The sequence below is a fragment of the Marinobacter sp. genome (assembly GCF_014859525.1).
Classification (GTDB): domain Bacteria; phylum Pseudomonadota; class Gammaproteobacteria; order Pseudomonadales; family Oleiphilaceae; genus Marinobacter.
Window position 1 is genome coordinate 16,901 of sequence record NZ_JACUUB010000029.1, and the last position, 18,333, is coordinate 35,233.

Genomic DNA, 18,333 nt, shown 5'->3' on the forward strand with positions numbered 1-18,333 from the left:
TCTGATGCCCTAACTTCTCAGTTATCCTCACTCCGGTGCTGCTGTTCCCACAGATGCGCATAATGCCCACCGCGGGCTAGCAAATCGTTGTGGCTGCCGCTTTCCACGATTCGGCCAGCATCCATTACCAGAATGCTGTTGGCATCGCGAATGGTGGATAGACGGTGGGCAATCACCAACGTCGTGCGCTGACGACTCACCTCTTTCAAGGCAGTCAAAATCGCCTGTTCTGACAAAGAATCCAACGAAGAAGTCGCTTCATCCAGAATCAGCAACGGCGGATTCTTCAGGATCACCCGGGCAATGGCCACACGCTGCTTTTCGCCACCGGACAACTTCAGGCCACGCTCACCCACCTTAGTTTCGTATCCTTCCGGAAGGCTGTGGATAAAATCTTCGAGATGGGCCATGCGCGCGGCTCGGTACACTTCTTCCTTACTGGCCGCCGGGTTGCCGTAGGCCAGGTTTCGGTACAGGGTATCGTTAAACAACACGGTATCCTGGGGTACCACGCCTATGGCCGAGCGCAGGCTGTCCTGGGTCACCTCACGGATATCCTGGCCATCAATACGGATCGCCCCTTTATCCATATCGTAGAACCGGAACAGCAAGCGGGCGAGGGTAGACTTGCCGGCACCGCTGGCGCCAACGACGGCCACGGTGTGGCCGGCGGGGATGGTGAAGTCTACGTCTTTCAGGATCGGCAGGTCCGGCCGGTAACCGAAATGGATGTGTTCAAACTGCACCTGGCCGTTCGCCACCGCCAGGGGTTTGGCATCGGTCGTGTCCTGAATGGCGGGTTTATCCCCAAGCAGTTTGAACAGGCGCTCCACGTTCACCAGGGCCTGGCGGATTTCCCGGTAGACAAAACCCAGGGCGTTCAGGGGGATGAATAACTGAATCAGGTAAGCGTTGATCATGGTGAAGTCGCCCAGGGTGATTTCACCGCTGGCGACTTCGCTCACCGCCATGGCCATGATTACGATCAGTGCCACGCCGATGATCAGGGCCTGGCCAGTGTTCAGGGTGGCCAGAGACAGGCGGTTTTTTAGCCGGGCTTTCTCCCAGTCGTCCAGGTCCTGGTCGTACAACTCCGCCTCGTAACGTTCGTTGTTGAAGTATTTGACGGTCTCGTAGTTCAACAGGCTGTCGATGGCCCGGGAGTTGGACTGGTTGTCCCGGGCGTTGGCCTCGCGCACGAACTTGGTCCGCCACTCGGTGATCTTGATGGAAAACACCACATACACCACCACCGCCACCAGAATGGCCAGCACGTAGCCGACGTTGAACACCACCAGCAAGATGGCCGCTACCAGCAGGATTTCCAGGATGGTAGGCACAATGTTGAACAGGGTGAAGCGCAGCAGGAAGCTGATGCCGTTGGTGCCCCGTTCGATATCCCGGGCCAGGCCGCCGGTTTTGCGGTCCAGGTGAAAGCCCAGCTCGCGCTGGTGCAGGTGTTCAAAGATGCGCAGCGACACCCGCCGCATGGCCCGCTCTGCCACCCGGGCGAACACCGCATCGCGAAGTTCACTAAACAGGGTGGCGCCAAAGCGCAGGGAGCCGTAGGCCACCACCAGGATGATGGGAATCCACAGCAGCATGTCGGCGCCGCGGTTCTGGTCCAGATAGTCGACAATGTATTTCAGGGCCACCGGGGTTGCGACGGTGGCCAGTTTGGCCAGCACCAGCAGGGCTAACGCCAGCACCACCCGGCCCCGGAATTCGGCAAGGTAGGGCCACAGGCCGGAAATGACCGTCCAGTCCGGTTTGTGGTCAGCGGGGTAGTCGTTATCGGCGTAAGCGCGCACTTTATCTTCCTTTGAATTCGGAGAAATCGAGCGCACGGGTGGGTGTGCCTGCCAGGACACGCTGTAAATACATCCCTGTACGCTCGACAAAAGCCATCCCTGGCTTTTGACGGTCCTGGCAGGCACACCCACCCGTGCGCTCTTACGTAGCTGTATGATAGGTCTTCTTGGGAGAACAAACCGTAATGAAGTTGGAGTCTACAGCAGCCAACACCGTGGAGGCACACCATCAACATTCGTCACCGTAAAGCCCTTAACCTGATCGTTGGGTTTATCAGCCCGTACCGTCGCGCTGTGGCCGGCGCTCTGGTGGCCCTGATCTTTACCGCCGGCATTACCCTCAGCCTTGGACAAGGTTTACGCATTCTGGTGGATCAGGGATTAGCCACCGAATCGCCGGAAAATCTGGCCAAAGCCATCGGCCTGTTTTTTGTGCTGGTGCTGGGCCTGGCGTTTGGCTCGTTTGCCCGCTTTTACCTGGTGTCCTGGATTGGCGAACGGGTTGTAGCGGACATCCGTAAAAAAGTCTTTAACCATCTGATCGATCTGCACCCTGGCTTCTTTGAACAGAACCGGGCCCTGGAGATCCAGTCCCGGTTTACTGCCGACACCACGGTGCTGCAATCGGTGATCGGCTCCACCGTGTCCATTGCCCTGCGCAATATGCTGATGCTGATTGGCGGGCTGCTGTTGTTATTTATCACCAATGCCAAACTGGCTAGCATCATCCTGTTAGGTTTTCCGCTGGTGATCGCGCCGATTCTGTTTTTTGGTCGGCGGGTGCGGCGACTGTCTCGATTAAGTCAGGACCGGGTGGCCGATGTCGGCAGCTATGTCGGCGAAAATCTGACGCAGATTAAGACCGTGCAGGCGTTCAATCATCAGCCCCATGACCGGCGCTTTTTCGCCGAGGTATCTGAGCGCGCTTTCGAGATCGCCCGGGATCGCATTCGCCAGCGGGCGTGGCTGACCACACTGGCCATATCCCTGGTCATGGGGGCCGTGGGCATTGTGATCTGGATCGGTGGGCTGGATGTGATTCACGGCCGCATCAGCCCGGGTGAATTGGCGGCATTTGTCTTCTACAGCCTGCTGGTGGGAGTTGCGGCCGGAGCCATCAGCGAGGTCATCGGCGAACTGCAACGGGCGGCAGGTTCGGCAGCCCGCTTGTTCGAGTTGTTACAGACCGAGCCGGAGTTTGTGCGGGAGCAGAACGGTAAAACACTGCCTCAGCCCATCAAGGGAGAAATTCGGCTGGAGCATCTCGGATTCAGTTACTCCGGACGCAGTCAACAACCGGCCCTGGCGGATCTTTCGCTTACCGTCAACGCCGGCGAAACCCTGGCGCTGGTTGGCCCGTCGGGGGCCGGAAAGTCCACGCTGTTCGATCTGTTACTGCATTTCTACCAGCCGAGTGACGGTCGCATTTTGATTGACGGCCTGGATACCACCGAACTCTCACTGGAATCCTTGCGTCAATGCTTTGCCCTGGTACCCCAAAACCCGGCGCTTTTTCACGGTACGGTGGCAGACAACATCCGCTATGCCCGGCCAAACGCCAGCAAGGTCGATGTAGAGCAGGCCGCACGCGTGGCCCACGCTCACGAGTTCATTCAGACCCTGCCCCAAGGCTATGACACGCCATTGGGAGATGCCGGTCTTGGCCTCTCGGGTGGTCAGAAACAGCGGCTCGCCATTGCCCGGGCGCTACTGGCTGATGCCCCCATACTGCTGCTGGACGAGGCCACCAGTGCTCTGGATGCGGAAAGCGAAAACCTGATTCAACAGGCGATGCCCGCGCTCACCACTGGGCGCACCACACTGGTGATCGCCCACCGCCTGGCCACAGTCAGAGACGCTGATCGTATTGCCGTGCTGGACCAGGGGCGGCTGCTGGCGGTCGGCACCCACGACGAGCTGATGCGCGAAAATGGCCTGTATCAGCGGCTGGCAAAACTGCAGTTTCGGGAAGAAACGGGCTAACAGCGACGATAGTCAATTTGTTTCCTGTCACCGTACTACTTACACTGTTAGTGAAACTTTCGAACCTGAACACAGGGAGAATGGCAAAGTGAGCAATAAAGAATTGCAGGCACTCAAAGAACGCTACGTTGCGGCGGGCGCGGCAAGTCCCAATGAACAATTTGCCGATCACGCAACCAATGCGGAGCTATGGGATGCCGATGGCAAACGCATGATCGATTTTGCAGGCGGCATCGGTGTACTCAACATTGGTCACCGTCATCCAAAGGTGGTCGCAGCTGTCAAAGACCAGCTCGACAAGCTGATGCACACCTGTCAGACGGTCATGCCCTATGAGGGCTACGTTAAACTGGCACAAAAGCTCAGCGAAGTGGTGCCGGTCAGGGGCCACGCCAAGGTGATGCTGGCCAACTCCGGTGCAGAAGCGCTGGAAAACGCGATGAAGATCGCCCGGGCCGCCACCGGCAAAACCAACGTCATCTGTTTTGACGGCGGTTACCACGGTCGTACTTTTTACACCATGGCGATGAACGGTAAGGCCGCGCCTTACCAGACCGATTTCGGGCCCATGCCTGGCAACGTGTTCCGCGCGCCCTATCCGGTGCCGTATCACGGCGTCAGCGAAGACGAGGCGCTGCGCGGTCTGAAGATGACCATGAAGGCAGATTCACCCGCCAACAACACAGCGGCTATCGTGATTGAGCCCGTATTAGGTGAGGGCGGTTTCTATGCAGCACCTTCCAGCTTCCTGAAAGAAATCCGCAAAATCTGCGATGACAACAACATTCTGATGGTGGTGGACGAAGTGCAGAGCGGTTTTGGCCGAACCGGCAAAATGTTCGCCATTGAGCACAGCGGCGTTGAGCCTGACATGATGACCATGGCCAAGAGTATGGCTGATGGCATGCCTATCTCGGCCATTGTCGGCACTGACAAAATCATGGATGCCTCTGGTCCCAACTCCCTTGGCGGCACCTACACCGGCAGCCCGACCGCTTGTGCGGCCGCATTGGCCGTGTTCGAGGTGTTCAAGGAAGAAGACATTCTTGGCAAGGCTCAGGCACTGGGCGACAAGCTGAACAAGCGCTTTAATCAGTGGCAGGAACAGTTCGAACACGTGGATAACGTTCGTAATCTGGGCCCGATGGCGGCGTTTGAACTGGTGGAAAGCAAAGCCAGCCGTAAGCCCAAGCCAGAACTGGCGGCTGCCGTCACCAAGAAGGCCAAAGAAAAAGGCCTGATTCTTCTGAGCTGCGGCATGTTCGCCAACACGCTTCGGTTCCTGATGCCCGTCACCATTGAGGACGCCGTTCTCGAGGAAGGACTGGCGATTGTCGAAGAGTGCCTGAAAGAAGTCGGCGCCTGACCGACAACGTAAGCGCAGCCCCGCTGCGCTTACGTTAACCTCGTTATTCATCGTATACTGCCGGAAGACTTTTTTCCGGCAGTGCCTTCCAGCCTGCTGTTGTTTCACCAATCAGGCTAACCCATGACCTCTGCGAATTCCTCCAACATTCCGGAACACAAGCCCAGGCCCTGGATCGACTTACTGGTCAGTATCATCATTCCCTCGGTGATCCTGATGAAGTTCAGCGGCGACCAACACCTTGGTAGTGTTAATGCATTGATTATCGGCCTGGCGTTTCCGCTTGGCTGGGGTCTGTTTGAACTCATCCGTTATCGCAAGAAGAATTTCATTGCCTTGCTGGGCCTGATAAGTGTTGGCCTTACCGGCGGCATCGGTTTACTGGAGCTGGATGCTGGCTGGTTAGCCATCAAAGAAGCCGCTGTTCCTGCGGTGATTGGTTTGGCCGTGCTGATTTCGACACGTACCAAATACCCACTGGTCCGCACCCTTCTGTATAACCCCAAGGTGCTGGATGTGGATAAAATTCATGCCTCGCTGGAAGAACGGGGTTGCGTTGCCGAGTTTGAAGCAAGACTGCTCAAAGCCAGTTATTTCTTTGCCGGTACCTTCTTGTTCTCCTCGATCATGAATTACGTTCTGGCGAAATGGATTGTGGTCAGTCCGTCTGGCACTCAGGCCTTTAACGAAGAGCTGGGCAGAATGACCCTGGTCAGCTATCCGATGATCGCCATCCCGTCCATGATCATGATGATGCTGATCTTCTATTACCTGTGGCGAACGATTCGCCGCCTGACAGGCTACACCCTGGAAGAAGTCATGGCCCCGCATCTGATTGAAAAGGAAAAAGAGAAAGAGCAGAAGCGGGCCGAATCATCAAAGTGACTTTCTCTTCGGAATAAAAAATTCCGAGTCATAACAAAAAACGGTGGTTCCTTGCGGAAACCACCGTTTTTTATGCCTTGCAATTAGAGCGCTTACACGTCCAGATTAGTCACCTGCAACGCATTGGTCTGGATAAAGATCCGACGTGGTTCAACATCATCACCCATCAGGGTAGTGAAGATCTGATCCGCTGCGAACGCATCCTCAATGGTCACCTTCATCATTCGGCGGCTTTCCGGGTCCATGGTAGTTTCCCACAGCTGATCCGGGTTCATCTCACCCAGTCCCTTATAACGCTGGATGTTCAGGCCACGCTGAGCCTCTTTCATCAACCAGTCCAGAGCGCCGGCAAACGACAGCACCGCCTGCTTGCGCTCACCACGCTGGATAAACGCGCCTTCCTCAATCAAGCCTTCCAGGGTTTCACCCAGGCGAGCAATCGCTTTATAGGAAGACGACTCGAAGAACTCGTGACTGAACAAATGCTCATAAGGAATACCATGCATAAAGATGGTGACCTTCGGCAGGTACAGGTTACGTTCTTCATCCTGGGTAACCGAGAAGGTGTACTTGGTGCCCGTGCGGGTGTCCAGATCCAGACCATTGCCCAAACGAGCAACCCAGGCCGCCACCGCCGCCTCATCTTTTAGCTGGTCGCTGGTCAGCGTGTCGTTATGGATCATCTGTTCCAGCACTTTGGCCGGATACGCACGGGACAGGCGATCAATCATCGCCATCACCGCCTGATAATCCTTGATCATGGTTTCCAGAGCAGAATCCTTGATCGCCGGAGCATCCGGATTGACGAACAGCTGAGCACCATCCAGAGCAGTCTGGGTGAGGTAAGCGACCTTTGCCTTCTCATCTTTCAGGTACTGTTCCTGCTTGCCTCTCTTGACCTTGTACAGCGGCGGCATCGCGATGAACACGTGACCACGCTCGATGATTTCACGCATCTGGCGGAACAGGAAGGTCAGCAGCAGGGTGCGGATGTGAGAACCATCCACGTCCGCATCCGTCATGATGATGATGGAGTGGTATCGTAATTTATCCGGGTTAAACTCTTCCCGGCCAATACCACAACCCAGTGCAGTGATCAGTGTGCCGACTTCCGCGGACGACAACATTTTATCGAAGCGGGCTTTCTCGACGTTCAGGATTTTACCCTTCAGTGGCAGAATGGCCTGGGTTTTACGATCACGACCCTGCTTGGCACTGCCACCCGCAGAATCACCCTCCACTATGAACAGTTCAGACAGCGCCGGGTCTTTCTCCTGGCAGTCAGCCAGCTTACCCGGCAAACCAGCAATGTCCAGTGCGCCTTTACGGCGAGTCATGTCCCGTGCCTTGCGAGCCGCTTCACGGGCCCTGGCGGCTTCGATCATCTTGTTGACGATTAATTTGGCTTCGCTTGGCTGTTCCTGAAGGTACTCGGCAAAGCTCTGGTAGAGTTCTTGCTCAACCGCCGTTTTCACCTCGGATGACACCAGCTTGTCTTTGGTCTGGGAGGAGAACTTGGGGTCAGGCACTTTCACACTGACGATGGCGGTCAGGCCTTCCCGGGCGTCGTCCCCGGACGTAGCGACCTTGGCTTTCTTGCCCAGGCCTTCATGATCAATGTAATTGTTCAGTGAACGGGTCAGGGCAGCGCGGAAACCCGCCAGATGAGTACCGCCGTCCCGCTGAGGGATGTTGTTGGTGAAGCAGTACAGGTTTTCCTGGAAAGCATCGTTCCACTGCATGGCCACTTCTACCGAAATACCGTCTTCGCGCTCACGGGTAAAGTGGAACACGCGGTTGATGGGCGTTTTGTTGGTATTCAGGTGTTCAACAAACGCTCGTAAACCGCCTTCATATTCAAATACTTCTTCCCGGCCGCTGCGCTCGTCGGTCAGGCGAATACGCACGCCACTGTTCAGGAACGCCAGTTCCCGCAGTCGCTTGGCAAGAATATCGTAATGGAATTCAATGTGAGTGAAGGTATCCGGCGACGGAATAAAGTGCACCTTGGTACCCGAGGCTTCGGTTTCACCAACGGCACCCAGGGGCGCATCCGGCACACCGTGGGTGTAGGTTTGTTCGTATACCTTGCCATCACGGCGGATCGTCAGCGTCAGGGTAGAGGACAACGCGTTAACCACTGAGACGCCCACCCCGTGCAAACCGCCCGACACCTTATAGGAGTTATCGTCAAACTTACCGCCAGCGTGCAGTACAGTCATGATCACTTCAGCGGCAGACACACCTTCTTCTTCGTGAATGTCGACCGGAATACCACGACCGTTGTCTTTAACGCTCACAGACTCGTCCGGGTGAATGATCACACCGATTTCCGAGCAGTGGCCCGCCAGAGCCTCGTCGATGGAGTTATCCACCAATTCAAAGACCATGTGATGCAGGCCGGTGCCATCATCGGTGTCGCCGATGTACATGCCCGGGCGCTTGCGCACCGCATCCAGCCCTTTCAGAACTTTGATACTGGAGGAATTGTAGTTCGATTCGCTCATTAACGAGACTCCTGAAGGTGATACCCGGTAACAGGTTAGCAGTTTTTGTACATTCTGCTGACTGGCTAGCCGGTCTGTTCTTCCGTCAATTTTCCATGTTCCACGTGGAACATTCTGAATTCCGGTGCCTGTCGATCGGACCAAAGCACCTCAGGTTCCGGGTGTTCGATGGAGGTAATGAACACCTGACAACCCAAATCCTGGAGTTTGCCCGCCAGCATGATCCGATGACGAACATCCAGCTCGGCGTTAATATCGTCGAGCAAAAACGTAACCTGCTTACCCATCTCGCTCAACACTTTACCTTGAGCGATCTTCATCAGAATCACCAAGGTTTTCTGTTGGCCTCGCGAAAACGTCTCAGCCACCGGTCGCCCGCCAAACTTCAGACGGATATCTGCACGATTGGGTCCGTAAAGCGTGTGCCCCATTCGTCGCTCCTGCTCTCGATGGCCCGCGAGCACGTCGACCAACGACTGCGTGCGATCCCAGCCCGGATAGAAATCGAGTTTCAGCCCATCTGTCCATCCGGCATCCAGTTCCCGCAGCATGGCATCGAATGCCAATCTGAACCGCTGAAACACCTGAGCTCTGATATCAGTAAGAGACTCGGCAAGGGCGGCGAACTGCTTATCCCACACACGCATCAACGATTCGTCGATTCTACCATTTCTGAGCATTTGATTCCGCTGCGATGTCACTCTCTGGCACTGTTGCCACGATGTCGCAAACGAAGGTTCCACGTGGAACACCAACCAATCGAGAAACTGACGACGCTTGCCAGGGCCTCCGGCTACGATGTCAAACACACCTGGATCGATAACCGACACGGGCAAATGCCTGGCCAGCGCAGAAAGACTCCGCACGGCGTCACCATCCACTCTCAGCGAAGTTTCCTTTGCGACCACATCCCGGGCAATCCCCAGCCGATGGGTAACATCATCCATTACCCGTTGCCCCGCCAGAGTACCCGATGATAATCCGTCATCCAGCGCCCCAAACACGGTCAGTTTGTTTTGACCATGGCAAACCACAGCTTGATGACGGCCAACCCGAAATGACCGACCCAGGCCCAGATAGCCAATCGCTTCCAGAACGCTCGATTTGCCGCTGCCGTTAGCGCCGTATAAAAAATTAAAAGATGCGGAGAAACCAATCGGATCAGGCGCCAGATTTCGGAAATGCTGAGTCTGGAGTTTCACAAGCGCCATAAAGGAGACATTCTCAATACCGGATAGAAAACAAATGAAAACCAGAAAAAGAAAAGGCAATGCCGGGATCCGACATTGCCTTAGTGTACTAGAAGGGGAGGTGGTCTGCTCGTTAATGCAGCATCGTTAGACGTTCATCCATGAATACATCCATCTCGGGCGCCAGGATATGAACATAACGATCAAAATACAGAAATTGCTTTAACAACAAGGCAAATTCCCTGGGAAAGTGAAGGCCATGGCTTTCGCCCACTTTCACCATATCCATCAGGATATTATTCACATCATCCTCTGCCTGGTCCATTTCATAGGCGGTGTCGTCCGGAACCATATGATCCATCTGGCGATACAGTCGCTGCAAGTCCGCCGCCAACTCATCCGCTTTCACAGTGCGACGGGTTACACCAATGCGAATCATGGCATCGGCCATGCCTTCAAAATTGCCGACCATAATCGCCGAAATAAAATCACTGACCGCTTGCCAGGTATCCGGCTTGATCCTGCCAACAATTCCAAAATCGATAAATCCAATACGCCCGTCTTTCAGCACCATCAAGTTGCCGGCATGAACATCCGCATGGAAAAACTCACATTTGGTCAAGCTGGCAAACCAGGTGTTCATCGCGGTGATCAGAGTGCGTTCCGGATCGTTCGAATATTGCCGGATACTGTCGAGATCGGTCAGCGAGACGCCATAAAAACGTTCCATGGTCAGAATGCGCCGGCTGCTGCAGTGCTCATAAACTTTCGGCACAGTAGCGTCTTCGTTATGGGTGTTGTGCAGAAAATCCCGGAACACTTTCAGATTGTTCGCTTCTTTGATGAAATCACACTCTTCCATCATGGTTTTCTGAATTTCGTCAACAATGCCAGACAACGAAGTCCAGGACAGTTTTGGCGCCAAGGTTTCCAGAATGCGTGACGACAGATACAGGAAATTAAGATCCGTCAAAAGAATATTTTCTACACCCGGCTTCTGCACCTTGATCACCACATCTTCACCGGTGACCAACCTGGCTGCATGCACTTGCGCGATCGACGCAGACGCTAGCGCGACCGGGTCGATCTCGGCGTAAATCTCATCAATGGGGCGGCCAAGCTCTTCCCGGATAATGCGTTTGATCACACCAAACGGCAAATTTGGGGTTTTATCCAGGCAATACTGAAACTCCTCCACGTATTCCTTCGGGAAAAACGTCGGGGAGCTCGCGATAAACTGACCAAGCTTGATATAGGTTGCACCCAGATTTTCAAACGTCTGGCGCAGCAATTTCGGTGTCGGGGGGCGATCGCCCCGCATCCAGTTTACGCCGGTACGGCCAAGCACCGAGAGCGTCTGGCCAATTCTGAATGCACCTTTGATTCCGTTCGTAACGGCACCCATTAATACCTCCGAAGGGGATTACAGTCGCATGGGCATGACAACATACAAGCAACTGTTGTCGTTCTCTGCTTCAATCAAAGCGCTGCTGTTAGGATTCGACAGGGTCAGCTTTACCTGCGCATCATCCAGCGCGTTCATCACATCAATCAGGTAGCCTACATTAAAACCGATCTGAAGGGATTCGCCCTGATAGTCCACCGGCAGCGCGTCTTCGGCCTGTTCCTGATCCGGATTATTAGCGAACACCTGCAACTGCCCCGGCGACAGATTCAGTCGCACGCCACGGATGTTTTCATGAGACAAAATACCGGCTCGCTGCAGCGTATTCTTCAGCGTGGCACGATCGGCCAGAATCAGTTTGTCGCCGCCACGTGGGATCACTCGGTTATAATCCGGGAACTTGCCTTCAATCAACTTGGAGGTAAAAGTATAGGCTCCGACCGTTGCCCGCAGGTGATTATCTCCGATGACCAGCGTCACCGGGGATTCCACATCATCCAGCAGCCGGGCCAGCTCCAGTACGCCTTTTCTCGGCACAATAACCTGACGCGCCTCCGGACAACCCGTTTGCATGTCGCAGTGCGCCATCGCTAAGCGGTGACCGTCGGTCGCCACCACCCGCACATGACTGTCGTCCACTTCCAAAAGCAGGCCATTCAGATAATAGCGAACATCCTGCTGTGCCATGGCAAAGGCCGTCGCGTCCAGCATTCGTCCCAACTCTTTCTGCGGCAGTTCCAGCCGGAAGCTCTCGGGTTCGTCTTCCACATTCGGAAAGTGCTCGGCTGGCAAGGTCGACAAGGTAAAGTGGGAATTACCCGCCCTTACATGCAAGCGATCACCTTCCAGGGCAAGATCAATAGGCGCTTCGTCACCCAAAGCCCGACAGATATCCGACAGCTTGCGAGCCGGGACCGTAATGCGGCCTGGCTGGTCCACATGCACGGGAGTGACCCGGCCAACCAGCTCCACTTCCATGTTGGTACCGGTCAACGTGAGCGTATTATCTTCGGCTTCCAGAAGTACATTGGAGAGCACCGGCATGGTCTGTTTCTTTTCCACAACACCGGCAATGCTTTGCAATGGGGTGATCAGGGATTCACGGCTGATTGTCAGTTTCATGGCACTCGGCTTCAGTTATCGGAAGTGAATGTTTCTTCGCTATTCCACCCTGTTGAGCATCAGGTGGTGAGCAACCTCATAAAATTCTGGTAGTCTTCCCGGATAACCGGATCGGTTTCCTGGAGTTCTCTGATCTTCTTGCAAGCGTGCAACACCGTAGTGTGATCGCGCCCACCAAAAGCGTCGCCAATCTCGGGCAAGCTGTGGTTGGTTAGTTCCTTCGACAAGGACATCGCCACCTGCCGGGGGCGAGTTACCGTGCGAGTACGCCGCTTGGACAACAGATCCGACACTTTGATTTTGTAATACTCGGCGACGGTACGCTGAATATTATCAATACTGACCTGCTTTTCGTGCAGGGCCAGCAGATCTTTCAGGCTTTCGCGAATAAACGGAGGGGTAATCTCCGACCCTGTGAAGTGAGCATTCGCTATCACCAAACGTAAAGCTCCTTCGAGCTCTCTCACGTTCGAGCGTATTTTTTGAGCAATAAAAAAAGCCGCCTCACTGCTCAGTTTTACGTTCGCCTGCTCCGCTTTTTTCATCAGGATCGCAACCCGGGTTTCCAGCTCCGGCGGTTCTACCATGACCGTCAGTCCCCAGCCAAACCGGGATTTGAGCCGCTCTTCCATATCCACAATTTCTTTAGGAAAACGGTCACAGGTAACAATGACCTGCTGACCGCCTTCTAACAACGCGTTAAAGGTGTGAAAAAACTCCTCCTGAGACCGTTCTTTACGCGCAAAAAACTGAATATCGTCAATCAGCAACGCATCGACCGACCGGTAATAACGCTTAAATTCGTTGATGGCGTTAAGTTGCAACGCCTTCACCATATCTGCAACGAAGCGTTCGGACCTCAGGTACGCCACTTTCGCACGCGGATTACGCCGAACAATCTCATTTCCGATAGCGTGCATAAGGTGGGTCTTACCAAGACCTACGCCACCGTAAAGAAACAAAGGGTTGTAGGCACCACCCGGATTCTCGGCCACCTGCATGGAGGCAGCCCGGGCCAACTGGTTAGACTTACCTTCTACAAACGTATCAAAGGTGAAGGTTTCATTCAGAAAGCTCTGATGCTTGATATCACCCTCAACCTGCACCGACCGGCGCTGGCCGTTGGCTCTGTTGGACTGCCGGTTACTGTGTCCGGCTACAGAACCAACCACTGTTGCAGCCACGTTATGCTCTTCTTCAGTCACACTCTGGTCGGTTTCTTCTGCAACACTCGCCTCTGCCACTGAACGCACCACCGGTTCGCTTTCACGGGGCGCTGAACCCACCTTCATGAACACCCTCGGAGCCTGACCGCCATTCAGATCCTTTAACACTTCTTCTATGCGGCGCAGGTACTTCTCGTTCACCCAATCCATCACAAAACGGTTCGGTGCAAACAGCATCAACTGCCCTTCACGAAGATCCGACTGAAGGGGTCTTAACCAGGTATTAAACTGTTGCGCGGGAAATTCATCCCGGAGTACTTCAAGACATTGATGCCACATACTGTTAGGCACGACCGCCCGCTCCCGAAACCTGACTTTTCTCACAGCGGAAAACGCTTTCCCGGTGCTCAAGGTGACTGGCGATTCTACCCCTACACGGCGACCAGTAAAAGGCCGATATCAACAGTCATGAACAGCCTGTGGAAACTTTTCTTTTTATGTTTCAGCTTGTTCCAGACCTATCTACAGGCTTGTGTACAGAAAAGCCCTGAAAAATAGTTACCCACAGCCCTCTGTGTAAAAGCGCCCCCCAACCCTGTGTGAAACCCCTTAACGTAACCATGCATAACTCCAAGCGAACCCGATCAAGCTACTTATCCACATTTCCACACCCTTCCGTCCACAGACCTCATGGGCACCTGTCAAAGGGTTTGTCATTGCTCCATCCTATTGTTTTTAGAGCTTAAAATTACCTTATCCACAGAAAACAGGCTGCCTAATAACAGTAATATTTAATCTTTAAATGAATTTAAAAAAAGACTTACTACTTCTGTTAGTGACCCTGGTGGTTAGTACCGATGCCGAAATAATGCTTTCAACAACTCACAAACATTGAAATTACAACCAGATCTGACTAGAATGCCGCTCCTGTTTTGACTGTCTATTTTCCAGCCAGTTATCAATGTCCATAGACGATTTGTGAGACCTTCACCATGAAAAGAACATTTCAACCAAGCGTCCTGAAGCGCAAGCGTGTCCACGGTTTCCGTGCCCGTATGGCTACTGCGAACGGCCGCAAGGTTATTTCCCGTCGTCGTGCCAAAGGCCGCGCACGTCTGTCTGCGTAACCTGATGAGTGCCTCATGAAGGCTTTGACGTTCCCGAAGTCTCACAGACTGCTGCGGCCTTCGGACTACAGCAAAGTCTTCGATGATGTACAGCTGAAGGTTCCGCACAGGAATTTTCTGATCCTGGCAGCCCCCAATAATCTGGGTCACGCCAGGGTCGGACTTATTTTTTCCAAGAAGAATCTCAAACTGGCAGTTCAGCGCAATCGGATAAAACGCCAGGTCAGAGAAACTTTCAGGGTTCAAAAGGATCTACCGGGCCTGGACATCATTGTCCTCGGCAGGCAAGGATTGGCTCAACTGGATAACGACTCAGTAAAATCGTCGCTCAACGATCTTTGGCGTCGTGTCAGAAAGAAGTACCATCAGTCCCCAGCTAACCAAAAGGCTGTGAATTTAAAAGGTACGAGTTAATGCGACAGATTCTGTTACTGCCCATCCGGTTTTATCAGTACGCCATCAGCCCGATGATGGCCAGTCATTGCCGTCATTTCCCTACGTGCTCCCAATACGCGGTCGAAGCCATTCAACACCACGGCGCTGCAAAAGGTTCTTATCTGGCCACTCGCCGTATTCTGAGATGCCATCCCTGGGCCGAAGGCGGTTATGATCCAGTTCCGGGCACTGAGACTGAACACTCTCCAATCAACACTCAAACCAGACACTAACGTTTATGGATATTCAACGCATCGTTTTGTTTGCCGGCCTGGCTATTGTCAGTTATCTGATGGTTCTTGCCTGGAATGAGGACTATAACCAACCGCAAACCGCGCAGGTTTCCCAGGTTGATACTCCTACCGCAAGCAGCTCCGTGGATGACATGGTTTTGCCTGAAAGCGTGCCCAGCACAGACGATGAATTTGTGCCACCAGACACCGGCGAACTCCGATCTGCTTCCACCGACGGTGAGCAAAGCATCAGTAACCAGTTTATTACCGTTAAAACGGATGTACTTGAACTGAAGATCGACCGCGTGGGTGGCAATGTTATTGAAAGCTCGCTGCTCCAGTACGATGATACGCTCGACAGTGGTCAGCCTCTGAAAATACTCAATAACACCCAGAACCGGACCTACTTACTGGAAAGCGGGCTGATTGGTCGTAATGGTCCAGATGGCAGAAGCGCTGGTCAGGCACCGGTATACCAGGCTGAAGCCTCACAGTTTGAACTGGCTACGGGTCAGGATGAACTCATTGTTGATTTGAAATTAGCGTCAAATCAAGGTGTTACTATCACCAAACGGTATCGTTTGGAGCGTGACAGCTATGAACTGGACATTCGTTATCTGATTGAAAACCAGTCTGACTCAGAGTGGCAGGGCAACTTTACCGGCAAAATTGTTCGGGATGAGGCACCTGATCCAACATCACAGACCACTATGGGTATCAAGGCTTACCTTGGCCTGGTTGTCAGTACTCCAGACGACCCCTATGAAAAATACGATTTTGGCGACCTGAACAAGCAGCGAATCAACGAATCCGTCACCAATGGCTGGATGGCCTTCCTGCAGCATTACTTTCTCACCGCCTGGGTTCCAGACGCAGATAAATCTGCCCAGTACCAGAGCACCCGTCGAGACCAGTTGCACGTAATGGGCTTTGTGTACCCGGCAACGTCGGTTGCTCCAGGCCAAACTGTCGAAGTGGGCGCCACCGCCTATGTCGGTCCCAAGATTATTGATCGCCTGAAATCCCTGGCACCTAATCTTGATCGCACCGTTGATTTTGGTTGGCTGTTCTTCATCTCACTGCCGCTGTTCTTCATCCTGGAATGGTTCTACGGACTGGTAGGCAATTGGGGTGTGGCAATTATCCTGTTGACGGTCCTCGTAAAAGCCGTCTTCTTCCATCTGTCTGCTACCAGTTATCGGTCAATGGCCAGAATGCGCGCGGTTGCACCACAACTGACTCGTTTGAAAGAGCTCCATGGTGACGATCGCCAGCGCATGTCCCAGGAAATGATGGCTCTGTACAAACGGGAGAAAATTAATCCGCTGGGCGGCTGTTTACCGATTCTGGTGCAGATGCCGGTGTTCATCGCGTTGTACTGGGTATTGTTTGAAAGCGTTCAGTTGCGCCATGCGCCGTTTGCGTTGTGGATTCAGGACTTGTCGCAGATGGATCCTTTCTTCATCCTGCCGATTCTGATGGGTATCAGTATGTTCATTCAGATGAGCCTGAACCCGACACCGCCAGATCCCATGCAGGCCAAAATCATGAAGCTGATGCCGCCGGTATTCACCATCTTCTTCCTGTGGTTCCCTTCCGGTCTGGTACTGTACTGGTTGGTGAACAACATTCTTTCGATCTCCCAGCAGTGGTACATTACCCGTAAGATCGAAGCAGAAATGGCAGGCAAGAAACACTGATAAACCGGTAATTCTGACCTGACAAAGGCTCCCTCGTGGAGCCTTTGTCGTTTCTATCCAGGACCAATAGCATGCAACCAACCTCAGACACGATTGCCGCCGTTGCCACCGCGCCAGGCCAGGCAGGCGTGGGTATTGTTCGGGTGTCTGGCCCCAAAGCCCGAGACATCGCGCACACCATGCTCGGCTTTCAGCCCAAACCCCGCTATGCCCATTATGGTCCATTCAAGGACAGTAAAGGCGAACTCATCGATGAGGGTATCGGATTGTATTTTCCCAATCCCCATTCGTTCACCGGAGAAGATGTGCTCGAGCTGCAAGGTCACGGTGGCACGGTGATTCTGGATATGTTGCTGCGTGAAGTCTGCAATCTGGGCGCACGACTGGCCCGGCCGGGTGAATTTTCAGAGCGGGCTTTTCTGAATGACAAGCTCGATCTGGCCCAGGCGGAAGCCATTGCGGATTTGATTGAAAGCAGTTCGGAACAGGCCGCCAGGTGTGCAGTCCGGTCTATGCAAGGGGTGTTTTCCCGACGTATTGATACCCTGGTTGATGCCATCACTCACTTGCGTATTTATGTAGAAGCGGCGATCGACTTTCCAGAAGAAGAAATCGACTTCCTGGCCGATGGCAAAGTAGCCACGGATTTGGATTCCCTGCTGCAACAGGTTGAACAGATACTCGCAGAAGCACAGCAAGGCACTATTCTCAGGGATGGCATGAAAGTCGTGATTGCTGGCAGGCCTAACGCTGGCAAGTCGAGTTTGCTCAATGCACTGGCTGGCCGTGAAGCCGCCATTGTTACCGCGATTGAAGGCACTACCAGAGATGTGCTGCGAGAACACATACACATTGATGGTATGCCGTTGCATATCATCGACACCGCTGGTCTACGAGACAGCCCGGACGAAGTGGAGCGGATCGGGATCGCCCGGGCTTGGGAAGAAATCCGCCAGGCAGATCGCATTTTGCTGATGGTGGATGCGACCACCACCGATAAAACCGAACCTCACGAAATCTGGCCGGATTTTATTGATCAACTTCCTGACAATGCGCCTGTTACTGTCATCCGCAACAAGGTCGATCTCTCTGCAGAACCGGTAGGCATCAGTGATGAGTCGCATCGGACTGCACCGGTTGTCCGCCTGGCTGCCAGGGTCTCAGAGGGGCTGGATGTGCTCCGGAATCATTTAAAAGAGTGCATTGGCTTTGCCAGTTCCACTGAAGGAGGGTTTCTGGCCCGACGTCGGCACCTCGATGCTCTGGAGCGTGCCCGGAGCTCACTTGTTCAGGGTCAGGCCCAGTTAGAAGGCTACGGTGCCGGCGAACTTCTGGCTGAAGACCTGCGTGCAGCCCAGGATGCACTGGGTGAGATTACCGGTCATCTGACACCGGATGAGCTA

General features: G+C 53.9%; 14 protein-coding genes. 8 read left to right on the plus strand and 6 right to left on the minus strand.

Translation table 11 applies throughout. The features are described from left to right. Positions 1-17 precede the first annotated feature (17 nt). Positions 18-1,811, minus strand: a complete 1,794-nt coding sequence (locus IBX51_RS08130; RefSeq protein ID WP_291830587.1) for an ABC transporter ATP-binding protein/permease — start codon at positions 1,809-1,811, stop codon at positions 18-20. A gap of 234 nt (positions 1,812-2,045) precedes the next feature. On the opposite strand from IBX51_RS08130, the gene IBX51_RS08135 reads away from it, so the two are divergent. The 3 genes from IBX51_RS08135 to IBX51_RS08145 all read left to right on the plus strand — a co-directional run bounded on the left by IBX51_RS08135 (position 2,046) and on the right by IBX51_RS08145 (position 6,045). Next, positions 2,046-3,794 (plus strand): ABC transporter transmembrane domain-containing protein, encoded by a 1,749-nt coding sequence (locus IBX51_RS08135; RefSeq protein ID WP_291830631.1) that lies wholly within the window; start codon positions 2,046-2,048, stop codon positions 3,792-3,794. Positions 3,795-3,882: 88 nt separating this feature from the next. Beyond that, positions 3,883-5,160, plus strand: a complete 1,278-nt coding sequence (gene gabT, locus IBX51_RS08140) for a 4-aminobutyrate--2-oxoglutarate transaminase (RefSeq protein WP_291830588.1) — start codon at positions 3,883-3,885, stop codon at positions 5,158-5,160. Between the two features lie 123 nt (positions 5,161-5,283). Continuing rightward, entirely contained in the window at positions 5,284-6,045 is a 762-nt protein-coding gene (locus IBX51_RS08145; RefSeq protein WP_291830590.1) for a VC0807 family protein, read from the plus strand. Positions 6,046-6,137: 92 nt separating this feature from the next. Here the strand turns inward: IBX51_RS08145 and gyrB are convergent, their stop codons facing one another. From gyrB to dnaA, 5 genes are all read right to left on the minus strand, one after another. Further along, positions 6,138-8,552: a DNA topoisomerase (ATP-hydrolyzing) subunit B gene (gene gyrB / locus IBX51_RS08150; protein ID WP_291830592.1), complete on the minus strand. Its 2,415-nt coding sequence runs from the start codon at positions 8,550-8,552 to the stop codon at positions 6,138-6,140. 65 nt (positions 8,553-8,617) lie between these two features. Next, complete coding sequence (gene recF, locus IBX51_RS08155; RefSeq protein ID WP_291830594.1) at positions 8,618-9,763, minus strand: DNA replication/repair protein RecF; 1,146 nt, start codon at positions 9,761-9,763, stop codon at positions 8,618-8,620. A 112-nt stretch (positions 9,764-9,875) separates the two neighbouring features. Further along, positions 9,876-11,147, minus strand: coding sequence for an AarF/ABC1/UbiB kinase family protein (locus IBX51_RS08160; protein WP_291830596.1), 1,272 nt, complete (start codon positions 11,145-11,147; stop codon positions 9,876-9,878). Between the two features lie 18 nt (positions 11,148-11,165). After that, positions 11,166-12,269, minus strand: a complete 1,104-nt coding sequence (gene dnaN / locus IBX51_RS08165) for a DNA polymerase III subunit beta (protein ID WP_291830598.1) — start codon at positions 12,267-12,269, stop codon at positions 11,166-11,168. Between the two features lie 59 nt (positions 12,270-12,328). Further along, the gene (dnaA, locus tag IBX51_RS08170; protein WP_291830601.1) at positions 12,329-13,786 is read right to left on the minus strand and encodes a chromosomal replication initiator protein DnaA; all 1,458 of its coding nucleotides are present in this window, start codon (positions 13,784-13,786) and stop codon (positions 12,329-12,331) included. 641 nt (positions 13,787-14,427) lie between these two features. Here dnaA and rpmH point away from each other — a divergent pair. The 5 genes from rpmH to mnmE all read left to right on the plus strand — a co-directional run. After that, on the plus strand, positions 14,428-14,562 hold the full coding sequence (gene rpmH / locus IBX51_RS08175; protein WP_008172542.1) for a 50S ribosomal protein L34: 135 nt from the start codon (positions 14,428-14,430) through the stop codon (positions 14,560-14,562). Positions 14,563-14,577: 15 nt separating this feature from the next. Continuing rightward, positions 14,578-14,976 carry a ribonuclease P protein component gene (gene rnpA, locus IBX51_RS08180; RefSeq protein WP_291830618.1) on the plus strand — a complete coding sequence of 133 codons (399 nt, stop codon included), beginning with the start codon at positions 14,578-14,580 and terminating at the stop codon, positions 14,974-14,976. Further along, positions 14,976-15,230, plus strand: a complete 255-nt coding sequence (yidD, locus tag IBX51_RS08185) for a membrane protein insertion efficiency factor YidD (protein WP_291830620.1) — start codon at positions 14,976-14,978, stop codon at positions 15,228-15,230. The genes rnpA and yidD overlap by 1 nt, the downstream gene beginning before the upstream one ends. A 5-nt stretch (positions 15,231-15,235) precedes the next feature. Next, positions 15,236-16,930, plus strand: a complete 1,695-nt coding sequence (gene yidC, locus IBX51_RS08190; protein WP_291830623.1) for a membrane protein insertase YidC — start codon at positions 15,236-15,238, stop codon at positions 16,928-16,930. 71 nt (positions 16,931-17,001) lie between these two features. Beyond that, on the plus strand, positions 17,002-18,333 hold a 1,332-nt coding region (mnmE, locus tag IBX51_RS08195), incomplete at its 3' end, for a tRNA uridine-5-carboxymethylaminomethyl(34) synthesis GTPase MnmE (protein WP_291830624.1).

What these genes read in the sequence shown, in the direction of transcription:
- yidC (WP_291830623.1), top strand. Translation starts at nt 15,236, where the DNA reads ATGGATATTCAACGCATCGTTTTGTTTGCCGGCCTGGCTATTGTCAGT.
- dnaN (WP_291830598.1), bottom strand. Translation starts at nt 12,269, where the DNA reads ATGAAACTGACAATCAGCCGTGAATCCCTGATCACCCCATTGCAAAGC.
- rnpA (WP_291830618.1), top strand. Translation starts at nt 14,578, where the DNA reads ATGAAGGCTTTGACGTTCCCGAAGTCTCACAGACTGCTGCGGCCTTCG.
- IBX51_RS08160 (WP_291830596.1), bottom strand. Translation starts at nt 11,147, where the DNA reads ATGGGTGCCGTTACGAACGGAATCAAAGGTGCATTCAGAATTGGCCAG.
- gyrB (WP_291830592.1), bottom strand. Translation starts at nt 8,552, where the DNA reads ATGAGCGAATCGAACTACAATTCCTCCAGTATCAAAGTTCTGAAAGGG.
- recF (WP_291830594.1), bottom strand. Translation starts at nt 9,763, where the DNA reads ATGGCGCTTGTGAAACTCCAGACTCAGCATTTCCGAAATCTGGCGCCT.
- IBX51_RS08145 (WP_291830590.1), top strand. Translation starts at nt 5,284, where the DNA reads ATGACCTCTGCGAATTCCTCCAACATTCCGGAACACAAGCCCAGGCCC.
- rpmH (WP_008172542.1), top strand. Translation starts at nt 14,428, where the DNA reads ATGAAAAGAACATTTCAACCAAGCGTCCTGAAGCGCAAGCGTGTCCAC.
- yidD (WP_291830620.1), top strand. Translation starts at nt 14,976, where the DNA reads ATGCGACAGATTCTGTTACTGCCCATCCGGTTTTATCAGTACGCCATC.